Source organism: Peribacillus deserti (assembly GCF_002863585.1).
GTDB classification, from domain to species: domain Bacteria; phylum Bacillota; class Bacilli; order Bacillales; family DSM-1321; genus Paraperibacillus; species Paraperibacillus deserti_A.
On the sequence record NZ_PGUY01000021.1, the window covers coordinates 1 to 17485 of the forward strand.

General features: G+C 40.0%; 15 protein-coding genes. 11 read left to right on the top strand and 4 right to left on the bottom strand.

The features are described 5' to 3' along the window. Positions 1 to 614 precede the first annotated feature (614 nt). Positions 615 to 1442, bottom strand: coding sequence for a GDSL-type esterase/lipase family protein (locus tag CUU66_RS07140; RefSeq protein WP_101640993.1), 828 nt, complete (start codon positions 1440 to 1442; stop codon positions 615 to 617). Positions 1443 to 1675: 233 nt separating this feature from the next. Here CUU66_RS07140 and CUU66_RS07145 point away from each other — a divergent pair, with 233 nt between their 5' ends. From CUU66_RS07145 to CUU66_RS07155, 3 genes are all read left to right on the top strand, one after another. Further along, positions 1676 to 2758: a Gfo/Idh/MocA family protein gene (locus CUU66_RS07145; RefSeq protein ID WP_101640994.1), complete on the top strand. Its 1083-nt coding sequence runs from the start codon at positions 1676 to 1678 to the stop codon at positions 2756 to 2758. Between the two features lie 135 nt (positions 2759 to 2893). Further along, the gene (locus tag CUU66_RS07150; RefSeq protein ID WP_101640995.1) at positions 2894 to 3364 is read left to right on the top strand and encodes a YbaK/EbsC family protein; all 471 of its coding nucleotides are present in this window, start codon (positions 2894 to 2896) and stop codon (positions 3362 to 3364) included. Between the two features lie 597 nt (positions 3365 to 3961). After that, complete coding sequence (locus tag CUU66_RS07155; RefSeq protein WP_101640996.1) at positions 3962 to 4360, top strand: DUF2512 family protein; 399 nt, start codon at positions 3962 to 3964, stop codon at positions 4358 to 4360. A 489-nt stretch (positions 4361 to 4849) separates the two neighbouring features. On the opposite strand, the gene CUU66_RS07160 is transcribed toward CUU66_RS07155, so the two are convergent. Continuing rightward, positions 4850 to 5710 (bottom strand): DegV family protein, encoded by an 861-nt coding sequence (locus CUU66_RS07160; protein WP_180955191.1) that lies wholly within the window; start codon positions 5708 to 5710, stop codon positions 4850 to 4852. 260 nt (positions 5711 to 5970) lie between these two features. On the opposite strand from CUU66_RS07160, the gene CUU66_RS07165 reads away from it, so the two are divergent. The 5 genes from CUU66_RS07165 (at position 5971) to CUU66_RS07185 (ending at position 11329) form a co-directional block, all read left to right on the top strand. Next, entirely contained in the window at positions 5971 to 7302 is a 1332-nt protein-coding gene (locus tag CUU66_RS07165) for a Na+/H+ antiporter NhaC family protein (RefSeq protein WP_101640998.1), read from the top strand. A 153-nt stretch (positions 7303 to 7455) separates the two neighbouring features. After that, positions 7456 to 7770, top strand: a complete 315-nt coding sequence (locus tag CUU66_RS07170; RefSeq protein WP_308302472.1) for a GNAT family N-acetyltransferase — start codon at positions 7456 to 7458, stop codon at positions 7768 to 7770. Between the two features lie 1087 nt (positions 7771 to 8857). Continuing rightward, a complete protein-coding gene (locus CUU66_RS07175; protein WP_101640999.1) occupies positions 8858 to 9589 on the top strand; it encodes an ABC transporter ATP-binding protein in 732 nt (243 codons plus the stop codon). After that, on the top strand, positions 9586 to 10611 hold the full coding sequence (locus tag CUU66_RS07180) for an ABC transporter permease (protein ID WP_101641000.1): 1026 nt from the start codon (positions 9586 to 9588) through the stop codon (positions 10609 to 10611). The genes CUU66_RS07175 and CUU66_RS07180 overlap by 4 nt, the downstream gene beginning before the upstream one ends. 70 nt (positions 10612 to 10681) lie before the next feature. Beyond that, positions 10682 to 11329, top strand: a complete 648-nt coding sequence (locus tag CUU66_RS07185) for a TetR/AcrR family transcriptional regulator (RefSeq protein WP_101641001.1) — start codon at positions 10682 to 10684, stop codon at positions 11327 to 11329. A gap of 64 nt (positions 11330 to 11393) precedes the next feature. Here CUU66_RS07185 and CUU66_RS07190 read toward each other — a convergent pair whose 3' ends face one another. Next, positions 11394 to 11744 (bottom strand): hypothetical protein, encoded by a 351-nt coding sequence (locus tag CUU66_RS07190; RefSeq protein ID WP_101641002.1) that lies wholly within the window; start codon positions 11742 to 11744, stop codon positions 11394 to 11396. Positions 11745 to 12495: 751 nt separating this feature from the next. On the opposite strand from CUU66_RS07190, the gene CUU66_RS07195 reads away from it, so the two are divergent. Next, a complete protein-coding gene (locus CUU66_RS07195) occupies positions 12496 to 13059 on the top strand; it encodes a tyrosine-type recombinase/integrase (RefSeq protein WP_101641003.1) in 564 nt (187 codons plus the stop codon). A 179-nt stretch (positions 13060 to 13238) separates the two neighbouring features. Next, entirely contained in the window at positions 13239 to 14123 is an 885-nt protein-coding gene (locus CUU66_RS07200) for a YitT family protein (RefSeq protein ID WP_101641004.1), read from the top strand. A gap of 523 nt (positions 14124 to 14646) precedes the next feature. Here CUU66_RS07200 and CUU66_RS07210 read toward each other — a convergent pair. After that, a complete protein-coding gene (locus CUU66_RS07210; protein WP_101641006.1) occupies positions 14647 to 15654 on the bottom strand; it encodes an acetamidase/formamidase family protein in 1008 nt (335 codons plus the stop codon). A gap of 177 nt (positions 15655 to 15831) precedes the next feature. Here CUU66_RS07210 and CUU66_RS07215 point away from each other — a divergent pair, with 177 nt between their 5' ends. Next, positions 15832 to 17064 carry a cysteine desulfurase-like protein gene (locus CUU66_RS07215; protein WP_101641007.1) on the top strand — a complete coding sequence of 411 codons (1233 nt, stop codon included), beginning with the start codon at positions 15832 to 15834 and terminating at the stop codon, positions 17062 to 17064. Positions 17065 to 17485 lie beyond the last annotated feature (421 nt).

Sequence of the window (17485 nt, forward strand, 5' to 3'; positions counted from 1 at the left end):
GAAGAAAAACCGCTTCTCACGGCCCGCTCGTCTTATGCTTTTCAGGTCTCTGCCTTCCCTTAATTTTTGTGTGATATAGGATGAGCTTTTCATGAGCGTCCTTAAACAATGTTAATGGGGAAGGCACCGCTTTCCGCTTTTCTTTTTGTCTAGCTACGGACTGACACCTTCGGTCATAAGCCAATCGCCATCAAAAGGCCAAAAGCGCCTTTCGCTGCCGCTCGTCTTATGTCTGGCTAACGCACGACGCACAGGATGTGCAAGCCAGGCGGGGCCACAGGACGTGGCGGTTGGAGCGTGGTAAGGGCGACCTATGCTTCTGTCTTCGCTGCCGCTCGTCAATCAGCAAGTCTTCTTTATCAGGTGTCTGACTTTCCATATTATGTAGTTTTTTAAAGAGTTTGCTCATCACAGTTTTTTTAAAAAAATGCCTAGAAAGTCACCGTCCTCCGCTTTTCTATTAAGGGAGACCCCACAGGCGTCAATGCCGAGGAGGCTCCCGGACCGCCCCTAAGGTCCGCGAGTGCCTGCTAGCTGCAATCAACAGCCATGTTTAACAGAGCTTTTTGAAAAGAGCCTCTACCGCAAAGGTGAAGGCTTTTTTTGTGCAAATTTTATACAGGGCTATTCAAAGTCTTAAACTGATTCATCATTTGTTCGGAAAGGGCAGCATAACCGCTGGAGTTTGGATGAATCCCATCTCTTGAAAGATAATCAGGATTCTTGCCGTTGATTACCTTTGTGGTTTCGACCACTATGGAGGAAGAGATTTTACTTGAAGCTTGGTAAATCTTTAAGTTCCACTGTGGCAGAAGTTTCGATCCCATACTATAAAATGGGCTATTCTCAGGAAGTGGATTATATAATTCTAAGAATAAAACGGCCGCATTCGGATTTAATGAAGATATATATTTCGATATATCGGATAGATTGCTAGAGAATGTAGACTGAAGATCATCAAAAGAGTTTAGAGCGCTTAATAGATTGTCCCTTGGGGCTGAAACTGCCATTTTTAGAATGTCATTTCCGCCTACATTCACCGTTATGATGTCCGCATTTTTTATTTCTTCATTGAAAGTACCAGCCTTAATCAGCGACAGAAGGGTTGTGCTGGTAATTCCGTTAATTCCTTCATTATGAAATACAACCGGTTTTTGTATAGTATCTTCGAGAGAATGTGAAAAGTGAGATACAAGATTTTTTTCTGGAGAAACTCCATATCCCTTTATAATAGAATCACCTAGTGCCAGGTGGTTGAGCTTCGATTTTGATGAATGTTTATAATAATCCAGATAAGACTTGGAGGTTAGCGTTGTCATATTCTGTTGTTCATTCCCTTTGGCTTTCAATTTACTTAACTGATATTGAGGATAGTAAACCCATGCGGCAGTAGCAATTACAGCAAGCAATATTATTACAAAAAGAAATTTAAATATCTTCATAATCTTCCCACCTTACTACTAATAGTATAACAGAATTTAGGAGAATTTTATTTGGGATTATTTGGTTGTTCATTTTCACATTTCCATCTTTTTCTGTTAAATCAGATTTTATTAAAATCATTTAGCCCTATTTTTGATGAAAAGAGAAGGATTATTAATAAGTTTATATAATACTTATTTAGGAGTAACTAGGTGAGATGATTTTTAACGTTGTCTAATAGGAGGAAAAAAGGATGAGTAAGATATTAAAAGCGGCCATTATTGGCTGCGGAGGAATCGCTAACGGCAAACATATGCCATCCCTGGCAAAGCTTGAAAATGTTGAACTTGCAGCTTTCTGTGATATCGAAGAGGAGAGGGCAGTCAAGGCGAAAGCTGACTTTGGCAAGGAAGAGTCAAAAGTTTACAAGGATTATATAGAACTGCTAAATGACCCTTCCATTGATGTAATTCATGTATGCACCCCTAATGATTCCCATGCAAAAATTACAATAGCAGCACTAGAAGCGGGTAAGCATGTAATGTGTGAAAAGCCGATGGCAAAAACCTCAGATGAAGCAAGGCAGATGCTCCATGCTGCGGAACGCAGTGGAAAGAAACTATCGATAGGTTATCAAAACAGGTATAGACAGGACAGTCAGTTTTTACATAAATATTGTGATGAAGGAGGCCTTGGTGAAATTTATTTCGCTAAGGCGCATGCAATAAGGAGGCGTGCCGTACCTACCTGGGGAGTATTCCTGGATGAAGAAAAACAGGGAGGCGGACCTTTAATTGATATTGGCACACATGCATTGGATTTAACTTTATGGATGATGAATAATTATAAGCCGAAGGCGGTCCTTGGATCCACTTTTCACAAGCTTGGCAAAAAGAAGGATTCAGCCAATGCCTGGGGATCATGGAATCCTGATGAGTTTAAAGTCGAAGACTCAGCTTTTGGCTACATTACCATGCAAAATGGAGCTTCTATCGTGCTTGAGTCCAGCTGGGCACTGAATTCACTGAATGTGGGAGAAGCAAAATGCACTCTTTCAGGGACAGAGGGAGGTGCAGACATGGACAACGGGCTGCGCATTAATGGCGAAGAATATGGCAAATTGTATGCCAAGGAAGTCCAAATGTCTGCCGGTGGAGCTGCATTCTATGACTCTAAACAGGAGAGTGAAGCCGAGATGGAAGCCAGATTATGGATTGATTGCATCATTAATGACACAGAACCAGTTGTTAAACCGGAGGAAGCCCTGGTAGTCACTCAAATACTTGAAGCCATTTATGAATCAGCAAAAACCGGGAAAGCGGTATATTTTGACTAACGAAATGTAGAGAAAGGGCACAGAGCATTACATTGCTATATGTGCCCTTTTGCATTTCAAAAGCATTAGACTTGAAATATGATAATCTATAATTTAAAATTTGTTACAATTCAAAAAAATAAGAAGAGGGTAGCCATGTCGATATATAAAGTTCGTGAATATGTTAAAAAGTTCGATGACAGCTTAGAGCCGATTGAATTTAAGGAAAAAACTAACACTGTCGAAGATGCCGCTAAAGCCCTTGGCGTAGAAGGAGCCCAGATTGCAAAATCTATCCTTTTTAAAACAGGAAATCAATTTGGCTTATTTGTAACTGCTGGAGATATCCGTATTAACCAGAAGACGGTGAAGAAGCTCCTAGGTCCTGGGAAGCCTAAGCTTGCTGCTCCTGAAGAAGTTGAGGACGTAACCGGGTTTCAAATTGGAGGGGTATGTCCCTTTGCCCTGAACAAAAAAGTACCTATCTTCCTTGATGAATCTATGAAACGGTTTGACAAAGTTTTTACGGCCGCTGGTACACCACATTCTGCCCTTCCTATTACGTTTCAGCAGCTGGAGGAAATAACACAGGGCAGGGTTATAGATGTCCAGTATGCAGATGAATAATAGGATGAAATTAAGTCGGAATCAGAGATGATTCCGGCTTTTTTGATTCAGCTGTCTTCGCGGGAATATATATTTCTGATTAGGACTGATCTTTCGAGGGAAAGGACTTGAGAGAACCAATACTGATAAGTTTTGCAGTCTAATAGATGTATTAAAAAATCTGTCTCGGAAGCAGTTTTATAACGCACACGAGGAACGGAACCTCATCTCCCTTAAAAGGACCTATTCTCGTCCCTAATTGAAGTACAGGGTTTAGTTAGTCCCGCACCAACCGTATTAAGAACCTTACATGGGTTAACATACCGCAGGTTTCAGTTCAAATAGAATCCCACTCTCCTAAAAAGCAGAATATTGCTTAAAAATGTTAGTGAGAGAAAGACTTAACCAAATTTGTTAAAGGGCTATGTTGATTTTTGCACTAGTTAATTGCAGAAAAAGATGAGACTCCTTCATGGGGACTTGGTGGAAACCCACAAGAGTAACATGGAGGATCTCCCGGACCGTCTGAGGAAAAAAAGTACCCTTTCGCTAGATCGTTGGTTTATCTAATTTCAAATGGGTATATAAAACTAAGCCAATTAAAAAGGAGGAAACAAGATGGAACATGTTAAAGCAATAGTTATTAAATTCATTATGATTACAGTAGTACTTGGGATCATCCTATCAGGAATATTTGGCGGTGAATTCAGTGATACACTATTAATTAGTGCAGTACTTACAGTGCTTGCCTATGTTCTGGGAGATTTATTCATATTCCGAGGAACTAGAAATGATACTGAATACTCAAAAAGGAATATGATCGCTACCATCTCGGACATGGTATTAACCTTTATTGTTGTCTGGCTTATGGGAAATGCATTATTTACTGATACAGAGCAGACGCTTTTAGGAGCATTGCTATCAGCGATTGTAGTTGGAGCAGGTGAGTGGTTCTTCCATAAGTATCTTGCGAGCAATGTTTTCCACGAAAGACATCGTCATGGATCTGTTCATTAATGTATTGAGATACGAAACTAACTGACTGCCGCTAAGGGAACTGAACCCTAAAAGGTTAGACAGGTATATGTAAGCAGATTCCTGGGTCTGGATCCGGTATTTTACCGGAATCAGGCCTTTTAATTTTCCCATTTTGCTAATGAAAATAATTGGTTCCCATCTCGCTTAACCTGTCTTTACTTTTACGTTATTTCACAAAGATATTTCGTTTTACATCATCCAAAGAAATCATCCAACAGGGTATTATCTTTTAGAGACGGGTATTTGGTACATGCATGGAGGTGATGCGAGGTTCAGCTAAAGAGGCGGTAAGAATTCATCTGCTAATGCCATACCTGATTCAGCATGGGGGATAGGTGACTGTTTATATACTTTTAAGAAAGTTTAAGAAAGACACTGCATATGTTTTCGCAGTAAAAAACTGCCCTTTCATAGGAGAAATTTGTCTCACCTTGCGGGGCAGTTCAACTCGTCAGTTTTTGGTATGGATCAGGTATCAGTTTTTTCAGAGACCCATGATAATCCTATTGTGCCGGCCCCAGTATGAACACCTGCTACTGGAATCAGCATTAACAATTCAGTGTCTAGTTCAGGAAGCGTTTCAGCGATCAGTTTCTGAAGTTTCAATGCTTGCTCCTCGTTATTGGCATGAACAATGGCTGCTTTATTTATGATAAATTTTTTTTTATCTTCTTCTAGCTGTGTTAAAAGCCAGGATAAGGCTCTTTTTTCAGTTCTTACTTTTTCTTTTATCTTTGCTTCTCCGTTTTCTATTGATAAGATAGGTTTAATCTTAAATAAGTCAGCGAGCATTTTTTGTGTGCCCGAAACTCTGCCGCTTTTGTGAAGCTGTTTCAAATTGGAAGGCACCAGATACAGTGTGGTATATTCACGGTAGTCTTCGAGCGTGCGGACAAGTTCCTCTTCATTTACACCAGATTCAAGCAATTCAATACCTTTTTTGATTAAAAACGAAAGCGGAAAGGAACCTGTGAGCGAATCGATCGCAAATATCTTAAACTCTGCTAATTCCGCTGCTAATAAAGACGTTTGATAGGTACCTGTCAATTTGCTGGACGCATGTATTGCTATTCCGAAATCATATTCAGATTTAAGTTTTTTATATAAATCTACAAAATCGCCAACAGAGGGCTGAGATGATTGAAACACGCCTTCTTCTGCAGCCATTCGTTCATAGAATTCTTTATCTGTAATATCAATTCTTTCTTTATAAGATTCCTGATTGATTAAAACATTTAAAGGTACTACATATATATTGTGCCTATCAATGAATTCCCTGCTTAATGAGCTGGTAGTATCCGTAATCCATGCAACTCTAGCTTTTTTCATAAGCGTTAGTCCTCCTATAGAAAAGAAACTGTGAATCTGTAAGAATATGCTCTCATTATTTTGTAGGAAATACGAAAAAAAAACATACACAAATGTCATGTTTCATCAAAAAATTATTCTGGAATAAGTATAAGTGTTGGATTTTGATTGTTCATCCTTTTGGAAAAGAAAAGATATCATAGGTACATAAAGGATTAAATGAAGAGACTCGTTTTAATAGCGAGCAAAAAACGAATAAACTATAAAATGAAGGGTGAAAAATGACGACCTTTAATTCCAAAGAAGTAATCTTTCTATTTGTAATTACCTTATCAGGGGTACTTTATTCAGTTATTGCACAACTTCCACTCGTTTTCGGGTTTATACCAGGACTCTTCGTCTTGCTGGTTCTTTGCAGGAAAAAGCGCGTACCTTTGAAAACACTTTTCGATATCAGCATGAGAGGAGTTGCAAAAACCAGGATCGTTGTATTGATATTATTTTTTGTAAGTTTCCTGCTTCCCTCCTGGCATTTATCAGGAACACTGGATCAAATGGTGGCTGTGACACTGAGGCTTTTGGATCCTGACCACTTTTTTATTTTGGCCTTCTTGGCAGCATCGGTTTTTTCCATGATTCTGGGTACGTCTGTGGGTACTTTAAGCGCCATAGGAGTCCCAATTATGAGTACTGCTCTCTTGCTAGGACTGCCAGCAGACGTTACAGCAGGGGCTCTTATTTCCGGTGCTTTTGTAGGTGACCGTACTTCTCCATTTTCCAGTGCGCACCAGCTGCTTTCGCATACCGTTGAAATAAATATAAAGAGGCAGCAAAAGGCCATGATTGCTACCACGTTGCCAGCGATTATAATCGGTTGTTTGTTTTATGCTATTTTCGATCATTTTATGGAAATCAACGGCAAGACTCTCTTCATGAACTCCTATGGAAAAATCATTCTAATTCAGTTTATTCCACCGCTTTTACTAGTTGCTTTTGTACTGGCAAGAGTAAAAATTGTTTATGCTTTTATGGCCAGCATTGCGTCTGCTGGTGCCATCGCAATCTATAAGGGCCTTTCTTTTTCCGGTCTCATCCATGGGTTTTGGTATGGAATTGATGGAACAGGAGGAGGGCTCGCTCACATGTATCATTTGCTGCTTTTTATTATTTTGGCGGGAGCTTATAATGGAGTCTTGGAGGAGCTTAATATTATTCAGCCATACCTCGATAAATGGCTGCAGTCATCTCATTCTCTAATAGACGATTCCATAAAAATCATCATTTCTACCTTATTTATCTCTTTTATAGCAGCAAATCAAACACTCCCGATTATCCTTACAGGAAGATCCTTCTTGGCGCATTGGAGCAAGCATTATAAGAGGGAGGACCTAGCCAGGGTGATGGGAGATACTACTCTTCTATTCCCAGGAATGATTCCGTGGAGCATTTTGGCCATTATGTGCAGCACCATCTTAAATATAAAGCTATTTTCCTATTTGCCTTTTGCGGTATTTTTATGGATCCTTCCGCTCCTGACCGTCTTTCTTTCTATTCTGCGGAGTAAAAAATATCATAAAATTGATGCGCCATTTGAATCAAATGGAAGGATGTAATAGATCAGGGGGAATTTTTATGACTCAATGGATAAATGGAAATTTCGTAGTTTCTACTGACAAAGTACATCTGGATATAACTGCGATCATCATTTTCTAAGTAACGATTCTTATTGGGCTAAAGGTATTTCCAGAGAAAAAGTTGAAAAATCAATAAAAAATACTGCGCTTTGTTTTGGAATCTATGAGACAGGTTCAATGGGTGAATTTATACAGGCTGGATTTGGTCGTGTAATCACAGATATGGCCACCTTCGGCTACCTCAGTGATGTATTTATTCTTCCTGCCTATCGGGGGAAGGGTTTATCCAAATGGTTATTGGAGGTCATTACACAGCATCCGGATCTCTCAGAAGTCAGACGGCTGATGCTGGCCACTCATGATGCCCATTCCCTGTACGCGGGCTATGGTTTTAAATCACTCAGCGAGCCGCAGCGCTTTATGGAATTGAACATGCAGGGTAAGTGAAGGGAACGGCGGAGTTATCTTATGGAAGATTGCGTCAGCTTCCTGGACAGGATCACGTGAATATTTTGTTCAGGAAGGAGTATTCTTCGCTTTACAGCAGGCAACAGTTGGACTGACAGAGGAAAATGAATTGTAGTTTTGAGTTGACTCGATTTATTAACAAATTGTACTGTATACTGGTTTAATTTTTTTCGTGGTCCCTTTGATCCTTAGGATAGACAAGGAGTATCGCGGTAAACAGGAAGCCCAGTCCGCATATATCCAATGAACAAAAAAAGTGAAAAAAATATGTGGGTTTTTAATGATTTTTAATCAAAAATGGATAGAATGAATAATTTCGAGTCTTGTATTTTTAAAAAACTGCTATATTTCCATGTATAAGAGCTCAAAACTGTATATTTACTAGGCTTGCAGAGCCTTATGCTTCTGTTTAGATGATTTATGCTTATGTTTTTAAGTTTTATGCTTAAGTTCTGCAGGTTTATGCTTAAGTTTAGTACGTTTATGCTTATGTGAGAAAAAGGTATGCGTAACTCATAGGCGATATGCTTAAGGAGCAGGGGATATGCTTATTTTAGGCGAAATATGCTTAACTAACTATCCTTATACGTATAGAATCTATAGTTTTCTGTGAATAACTATGCCCCTAAAAAGCCAATGCTTGTTATTAACTAAGGTCACATCTACTAAAGATGCAAAGCTTGTGATTATTAAAAATCCCCAATATGCCAAAGGATGCAAAGTATTCGAGTAATGAAATCTTATTTGCCAAACAAGCAGAGCATGCGATTAACGAAACACTAATTACCAAAAATGAAAAATAGCCGATTAACGCTACCCCAATATGCAAAAGATGCAAAGTTTGGCGATTAGCTACCCATTATGCCAAAGGCCCCCCAAAGCCCCAAAGCCCCAAAACGTACGACTAACAAATCCGCATATCTTAACCTCCATAACTTTTGTTTTACCTTAGTGCCCCAGTAATATAAATCCACAAAAAAAATAAGTGATTACTCACTTTACAAAAGAATCAGCTTTTCATATATTAAAAGTGAGTGATTACTCACTATAAAAAGGGGGGCTAAGAATGGATGATCAGTTTGAACTCGTTTCCATACGCCAGTTATCAAAAGCTTTTGGCAGGCAGACGGTTTTAAAGGATATAAGCTTGGATATCCGTGCCGGAGAGATCTTTGGGCTGCTCGGTCCTTCGGGAGCAGGTAAAACGACATTAGTAAAGCAGCTTGCCGGTCTGGATACTCCAGATGCGGGTGAAACTTATTTGTTTAAGGAGAAAATGCCTTCACTAAAGTTAATGGAACATATTGGGTATATGGCTCAATCTGATGCGCTTTACGGGGAGCTGACGGCAAAGGAGAATCTCCAATTCTTTGCGGCTTTGTATGGGTTAAATGGGAAGAGCATGAACAAAAGGATTCTAGAAGTTATGACCCTAGTCGAGCTGGGAGAACACTTGGAAAAGCAGGTCTCGGCGTATTCCGGCGGGATGAGAAGAAGGCTGTCCCTGGCTATATCTCTCCTGCATGATCCAAAGCTCCTGATTCTCGATGAGCCGACCGTTGGCATCGATCCAGTCTTAAGAAAAAGCATATGGAAAGCCTTTTACGATTTAAAAAAGAAGGGAGTCACTCTGATCGTAACCACACATGTAATGGACGAAGCGGAAAAGTGTGACCGGCTGGGGCTGATAAGAGACGGCGAACTGATCGCGCTTGGCACTCCAGAGGAATTGAAGAATAAAACAAATTCAAATAGCATTGAAGATGCATTTCTGGTTTTTGGAGGTGCTTCAATATGAGAGTCAGGACATTAATGATCAGGATTTTAAAACAAATTGTCCGTGATAAACGTACAATGGGATTGCTTATAGCTGCCCCAATCCTTATTTTAACTATGCTGCACTTAGTTTTTAACGGGGAAGAATACTCTCCCAAAGTGGGGGTGGTGAATGCCCCGGAAGCTATTAAGGGGCATTTGAGTACCGATGAAGCAAAGGTGACAGAGTATAACGTGAAAGATAAAGCGGATGAGGACTTGAACAGCGGGGATATCGAAGGCTATCTGTTATTTAGCGATATGAAGCCTTCTTTGTTTCTTGAAGGAAGTGATCCCAGTGTAAACGCTGCAGTTATCAAGTGGGTTCAGGGTGCTTTAAAGGCTGGCGTGGATGAAAAGCGTACACCGTTGAACATTTCCTATCTGCATGGTTCAAGTGAAATGGGGCAATTTGATTATTTTGGTCCAGTGCTGCTTGGCTTTTTTGTATTTTTCTTTGTTTTTCTGATCGCAGGCGTTTCTTTTTTGAGGGAAAGAACCACTGGTACCCTTGAAAGACTTCTCTCAAGTCCTTTGCGCAGGTGGGAAATTGTAATTGGCTATGTGGCAGGATTTGGGGTATTTACAACGATTCAGGCAGGGATCATTGCTTTATATTCTATTTATGTATTAGGGATGCATATGGAAGGGTCATTCCCATATGTATTACTCATTACTCTGCTATTGTCATTAACGGCTCTCACACTAGGGATCCTCCTGTCTGCATTTGCAAACAATGAGCTGCAAATGATTCAGTTTATTCCCATTGTTGTGGTTCCGCAGATATTCTTTTCAGGGTTATTTAATTTAGATACGATATCTGGCTGGCTAAGCTGGATTGGACCGCTGACTCCATTATATTATGCTGCAGATTCTTTAAGGGACGTCATGGTTAGAGGCCAGGGCATAGATGATATTTATATGAATCTGCTTGTTTTAGCTGGCTTCTCCCTGATATTTATGCTGCTGAATATACTTGCCCTTAAGCGCTATAGAAAGATTTAATATAAGGCGTCATTTCCCCGTCTTAACAATCCTTAATTATATAATAGTAAATTGCAGTTAGGAGATCAACATGTCAGAACAAGACCAAATGATAAACGAACTTTTTAATAACCATGAAGAGTTAACTGAAAAGCAAAGGAGAATTTTAGCTGCTGCGATTGAATCTTTTGCGGAAAAAGGCTATGCTGCCACTTCAACAAGCGAAATTGCCAAAAAGGCCGGTGTAGCTGAGGGAACCATTTTCAGACATTACAAAACGAAAAAGGATTTACTGTTATGCATTGTAGCACCCTTGATGGCAAAACTGCTTGCACCTTTTGTAATAAAGGATTTCGATAAAGTATTAAATCAAGAATATGAGAGATTTGAGGATTTTGTTAAGGCAATGATTGAAAATCGCGCTCAATTTCTAAAGAATAATATGCAGCTTTTTAAGATCCTTGTCCAGGAAATTCCATTCCAGCCAGAATTGAAGGAGCAGTTTACTGAGCATATAGCTAAAAAAATCTTCGAACGATTCAGGAAGATTGTAGAACACTATCAGTCAAAGGGACAAATTATTATAATGGAGCCATATAGCGTAGTTCGAATGCTGGCCTCCACCATTTTTGGATATCTAATAGCAAGATACTTACTTATGCCGGAAGATGAATGGGATGATGAGGGAGAAATGGAAAGAAGCATATTTATACTCATGCATGGATTATCACCTAAATAAGGCGCCTATCACTCTGGCGAAAAACAAGAAGCCTCCTCAGGCTTCTTGTTTTTTGGAACTGTGTTTAGGCGTCAGGCAATCTAATCGGTGTATTCAAAGAAAATTGATCCTTGTATGAACGAAAGGCGATGAGATCATGGACTTGGGACCGGACATCCAATTGCAGAATGCGGGAATTTCTTTTCTCTAAGTAATAAAAAAGATCTCCGCTGTATAATTCATAGGCACTATATTTATTGCCCAGTAGAATGTTCTGCTTCACTTTTGTATCAGGATGTTTTTGTATAAATTCAGCCAGTTGAGGGATTGTGGCTGAATTTGTTCCGGTGAACTCATATAATCTTTCCTTCGCACTGGCATTTGATTGATTTAGAGAAAACTTAGCTTTTTTAACAATCTTATTTAAAATACCCACTGAAACCCTCCTTTGTATTCGTGTTTACATCTTATTTTCCCAATGATTTTTTCAATAAACATGAAGATGGAATACTTAGATATATCATCCTAAAAAGAGCGGGCCGTTCACTAACGGCTCGCTCTTATCTTCAAGAAAAGCTCCATTAAACGCAGCCGCTGATTTCGGTTTGAGGCCATCAGGGCCAAGCTGGGTGTATATGTAGTGAAATGCTTTTCCTTCCCACTCGAGAGGAACGCACCTACTGCCAATCAGGATAGACACAAAAATTAATTATGACGATTAACAAACCCAACAAAAAAAGACCCGGGAAGCCCGGGCCTTATACCGCTGCGAATGGTTAAGTCCCGCAACGAGTATAATAATAGTATAACCCGTTTTTAATTATATAAAACAGAATCTATAAAAAATTTTAAAAAGGCTGTTTTCGCAAACTTTGTTGCTATTGAACAAGAGGTTGATTTCCGCTCCAGGATGCTCGCTTTCCGCGGGGCGGGCGGCGAGCATCCTCATCTTCGCCTGCGGGGTCTCTCCTGTCCCGCTGCTCCCGCAGGAGTCTCGCACCTTACGCTCCAATCAACCTGATTTAACAATAGGGTGATGTAAAAAAACTTATTAAAAACAACAATCTTTTAGAAAAGAGCCTTTAAAAAAGATCTGGAAGCTATCTTTAAATGGTCAAGCAATTAAATGGATATGTAACATAAACTATGATAAAATAGATTTATGTTACATGGATGGAGAGATGAAGATGGATTTTGTTGAGCCATTCAAGGATTTGAAACAAATAGACGAAATTAAAAATTACCTTAAACAAAATTCAGAAAGAGACTACCTGCTATTTGTCATGGGAATAAATACCGGCATGAAGATCAGCGAAATGCTGGGTATCAAAGCTGGAGATGTGTTGTGCGGTAATGAATCAATTGCGTTCTACCAGATTCCTTGCGAAGAAACAGTCCACAAGAAGGAAATTTATTTTAATTCAAAGGTAAGATCTGCCTTGGAGCACTATATTTTTAACTCCGGATTAACTCCTAATGATTACTTGTTTGCCTCATTAAAGACCAAAAATCCAATCAGCCGCCAGCAGGCACATCGAATCATACACGATGCGATCGATCATCTGGGCATTAAAGGGAAGTTTGGTGCGAGCTCCATGCGTAAAACCTTCGGCTATCATGCATACAAAAAAGGCGTATCCATCTCCATTATTCAAGAATATTACCACCATGCGGCCCCATCAGAAACGTATAAATATCTGGGTATTACAAAGGAAGAACCAACGCAAACGATCATTGATGTTAATCTGTAGCTTTGGTTTTTTAGAAAAGGCTATGTTAAAGTTCATTGTTGATTTTGGCACTGTAATGTTGCAGCACTGTGTTGGTTGTAGCGGAGTGCGGAAATTCTGCTGGTAAAGCGGGTGCCCTTTGCTACAACACAGGCAAGTTTAACAGAACTTTAAAAAAATATTTATAAAGGCGGGATCCTATGACAGAACTTATCCAAGCAAAAGTCCAGCATAAGAAGTTAACGATTGGCAGACTTATCAGCCGCGTTATTATCATCTCAATCGGTGCTTTATTGATGGCAACAGGGTTGGAAATTTTTCTTATACCGAACCACGTAATTGATGGAGGTATCACTGGTATTTCCATAATGCTGTCACATCTTACAGGATTTGAACTTGGGATCTTCCTTTTCCTGTTAAACCTTCCTTTTATTTATTTGGGATATAAACAAATAGGGAAGACATTCGCTTTTTCTTCTGTTTATGGAATTATCGCTTTATCCGTTTTTGCGACCCTTTTTCATCCGGTACCTGCATTTACTGAAGATATCCTTCTGGCTACAATTTTCGGAGGAATGGCTTTAGGCGTGGGTGTAGGGTTAGTTATCCGGAATGGCGGGGCTTTAGATGGTACAGAAATTCTTGCTATTGTAGTGAATAAACGGGTCCCTTTCTCTGTTGGTGAAATTGTGATGTTTGTAAATATCTTTATTCTTGGCGCAGCAGGATTTGTCTTCAGCTGGGACCGTGCGATGTACTCCATCCTCGCATATGTGATTGCAGCGAAAGCCATTGATACCGTTGTAGATGGAATTGAAGGCTCAAAGTCAGCTTATATTATAAGTGACCAAATAACTGAAATCGGGGACGCCATCAATGCTCGATTAGGAAGAGGAGTCACCTATCTTCAAGGGGAAGGTGCTTATACCGGTGATGAAAAGAAAGTGATTTTTTGTATTATCACTCGTCTTGAAGAATCTAAACTGGTTTCACTTGTCGAAGATATTGATCCAACTTCGTTCATCGCGATAGCAGATATAGCGGAAGTACGGGGCGGCCGTTTCAAAAAAAGAAGCATACATTAATACGGGTCTAACTTTGTTTATGGGATCACCAGTCCATTTAGGGACTGGTGGTTTTTTTGTTTTCAAGCTCAGTAATCTGGTATGTTTACATTCGAAGTGTACCCTTTTTCGAAGGCTGCCTGTGCAACACGTTACATCCCTGAGTGGGTCTCCTTGATTTGATTTTGCCAGGAAAAGAAGTGCGTCTGCGGGTAAGAACAACATTTACTGCATCCAAACCTTTCAAAAGCCAACAAGGACTTTAGGGTATGTATTTTAGTAATAACTTAGAATTAAATAGTACTATTGTCTTATAAATACTAGACTTCCAGGTATGGCCATATTACAATAAAATTGGGACCATCGATAAGTTATAGGGGTGGAAACATGATTGCCAACTGTATTTCTATTAGAAAGAGACAAAAAACACATGACGAATAGTGAACAGAGTTTATACATTAAAGAACTTGGGCGTTTAATAGACGATTATTACAAATGTCCTTCTGACAAATTACGAGAACAAATAAAGATTGATATTGTTCTTTTAAGCACGGTGCTTGATACGGATAAGCGTCACCCTTAAAGTAAAAATTTGCAAATGATACATAAAAGACCCGGGCTGGTACCGGGTCTTTTTGCTGCATCGTGCTTTCTCACTCATTGAAAAATTGATATTATAAGCTTCCAAGAAATATCGTGGTAAGAAGAAGCGGGCTGTCACAAGCGGATTCACGACTTGGCTTATTTGGGTCTGGCCGATAGCGCTGAAGAGCATAGTCAAATGATTCATAGACAAATTTGTATGGGGAAGGATCATTTCCACCATTTCCTCAACGGCATGCTTTACAGCTTCATCCAATGTGCCTGCAGAAACAATCAAAGACAGTCCTTCATTATTGGTTAGGATAGGGTGTTTGATGCGGATTGTTTTGATTATATCCAAAGTTACCGTTGCCTTGCCTGATACCTCTATCCCGGATATGCCAATTTCACCGTCGCCCAATGCAGCATGCATATCACCGAGGGCAAAAAGTGCTCCTTCACAGGCTACAGGAAGATAAAGGACGGCTCCTTCCTCAATTAACTTAGTATCCATATTTCCGCCATGCGGACCTGGTGTTCCCGTAGGTGCAGGTCCGCCTTCTGGAGCCACTCCAATGACGCCGATCATCGGGTTCAGCGGAATCTCTATGTTTTCATTAAAGAGGGCTTTCTGGTTTTTAATCGTAATGAATTTCACCTCATGCTTTTCCAGCTGGTCACCCATAACACCAAGATTTGGGCCAGTTGACATGACACCTTCTTCAGAAATCTCTATTCGTTCTATATTCACTCTAAGAACATCGCCAGGCTCCGCAGTTTCAATATAGATCGGTCCTGTGGCCGGATTGATTTTACTCCGGTCAATCATGGTATTGCCCGGAGTTATCTGATTGCTGTAGCAGTCATAGGTTTCAATCGTAATCTCAGTCCCTGGCTTGATGTGCTTAACAGGCTTGTTATCTCTGCTGAATGCAAAAATAACATTCTCCTTGGTTAATAGTTCCGCCACATGCAACTCTCCCTTGTAACACAGCTGTACGTTTCTATCATAATTATAATATAAGGCCTTTTTATTCTCCAATTAGTCCAATGAAGATAAAAAAACTCTACTATAAGCAGGGTTTCCAGCAAGAAGTGTATAAGTTAGATAAGCAGTAGAGTTTAACTTTATACTAGGAGGCAGTTTATGAGCCAGAATCTAACGGTATTCCCTATCGAAGCAATCCGTAACCAATTCCCTGCATTAAAACGTACGTATAATGAAAAGTCCGTGATCTATATGGACGGACCCGGCGGTTCCCAGGTAGTGAAGGCTGCCATCGAAGCAATTACAAGTTATATGGAGAACGGCGGCGCAAACCTTCATGGCGCGTTTCCTACAAGCCAAGAGACAGAAAATATCATCGCAGAGGCCAAAAATATCATAGCCGATTTTCTTAATGTTAAAGAAGCAGAAATAGCATTCGGAGCGAATATGACTACATTAGCTTTCGCTGTTTCATGGTCTCTCGGCAGGAAATGGGGAAAGGGAGACGAAATCGTGGTGACAGAAATGGATCATCGTGCAAACGTTGATCCCTGGATTTCTATGGCAGAGGATAAAGGCATGACTGTCCGGTGGATCAAAGCTGATCCGGATACACTAACTTTAGATTTGGAAAATCTTAATGAAGTAATCAATGAAAATACGAAGCTGGCTGCTATCGGGTTTGCCTCCAATGCGGTAGGTACTATCAATGACATAGCAGGAATTTCAAAAAGGGCCAAACAAACTGGTACTCTTTTGGCAGTAGATGCTGTTCATGCGGCACCGCATGTTCCGATCGACAGGGATGCGCTGGGGGCTGATATCCTTTTCTGTTCAGCTTATAAATTTTTTGGTCCGCATATAGGTATTGCCGCTATAAAAGAAGAGATATTCGCTGATTTAGAGCCGTATAAACTCAAGCCTGCACCAGCCTATTATCCTGATAAATTAGAAACAGGGACTCAGAATCACGAAGGCATTGCAGGAATCAAGCCTGCCATCGAGTTTTTTGAAAACCAAGGAACAGGAACAACACGCAGAGAAAGAATAATAAGTGGAATCAAATGTATAGAAGGACACGAGAACAGGCTGGCATCAATAATCCGGGAAGAGTTATCTAAATTAGATAAAGTAAGCTTATATCAGCCTGGTGCTGATGTTCCTAAAACACCCACCATTGCCTTTAAAATAGAAGGCTATCATCCAGAGGAGGTGTGCCGGATTTTGTCTGAAAAATATGCGATTTTCATAGCAAGCGGAGATTTTTATGCCTCCACATTGGGTAATAAAACGGGGGTGAATGATACTGGAGGCTGGATCCGTGCCGGATTAGCCCCTTATAACTCTGAAGAGGAAGTTATGTACTTTATTGATGCAATCAAACAACTGTAATTACTTGGATCCTTTCTTGATGAGAGGGTCCTTTTTGATGGCCGGACTGTATAAAGGGTCCTTAGATCTTTTTTTACATCCTCCTTAACAGGGCACCATGGAATAGGGAGAAATACGTAATATAGATTTTCCCAAATTATACGGCTATACTTTAAATAAAATCTCTATTACACTTGCCTGTTGATTTCCACACAGGCACCCGCTTTCCGTGGGGCGGTCCGGGAGCGTCTTTTCGGCATTTACCCTGTGGGGTCTCCCTTGCTCCGCTTTACCCGCAGGAGTCTGGCATATCCGTTACAATCACCCCAGTGCCAAAATCAACAATAAACCTTTAACATATCCTAAATAAAAAAGTTAATGTGAATAAAAATACAGAAAATTATATTAATATATTTTTGTATTGACTAACGTACAGGAGGTA

Coding starts and splice junctions, on each gene's coding strand:
- CUU66_RS07140 (WP_101640993.1), bottom strand. CDS start 1,442: ATGAAGATATTTAAATTTCTTTTTGTAATAATATTGCTTGCTGTAATT.
- CUU66_RS07175 (WP_101640999.1), top strand. CDS start 8,858: ATGGATGATCAGTTTGAACTCGTTTCCATACGCCAGTTATCAAAAGCT.
- CUU66_RS07185 (WP_101641001.1), top strand. CDS start 10,682: ATGTCAGAACAAGACCAAATGATAAACGAACTTTTTAATAACCATGAA.
- CUU66_RS07195 (WP_101641003.1), top strand. CDS start 12,496: ATGGATTTTGTTGAGCCATTCAAGGATTTGAAACAAATAGACGAAATT.
- CUU66_RS07215 (WP_101641007.1), top strand. CDS start 15,832: ATGAGCCAGAATCTAACGGTATTCCCTATCGAAGCAATCCGTAACCAA.
- CUU66_RS07155 (WP_101640996.1), top strand. CDS start 3,962: ATGGAACATGTTAAAGCAATAGTTATTAAATTCATTATGATTACAGTA.
- CUU66_RS07180 (WP_101641000.1), top strand. CDS start 9,586: ATGAGAGTCAGGACATTAATGATCAGGATTTTAAAACAAATTGTCCGT.
- CUU66_RS07145 (WP_101640994.1), top strand. CDS start 1,676: ATGAGTAAGATATTAAAAGCGGCCATTATTGGCTGCGGAGGAATCGCT.
- CUU66_RS07150 (WP_101640995.1), top strand. CDS start 2,894: ATGTCGATATATAAAGTTCGTGAATATGTTAAAAAGTTCGATGACAGC.
- CUU66_RS07200 (WP_101641004.1), top strand. CDS start 13,239: ATGACAGAACTTATCCAAGCAAAAGTCCAGCATAAGAAGTTAACGATT.
- CUU66_RS07160 (WP_180955191.1), bottom strand. CDS start 5,710: ATGAAAAAAGCTAGAGTTGCATGGATTACGGATACTACCAGCTCATTA.
- CUU66_RS07165 (WP_101640998.1), top strand. CDS start 5,971: ATGACGACCTTTAATTCCAAAGAAGTAATCTTTCTATTTGTAATTACC.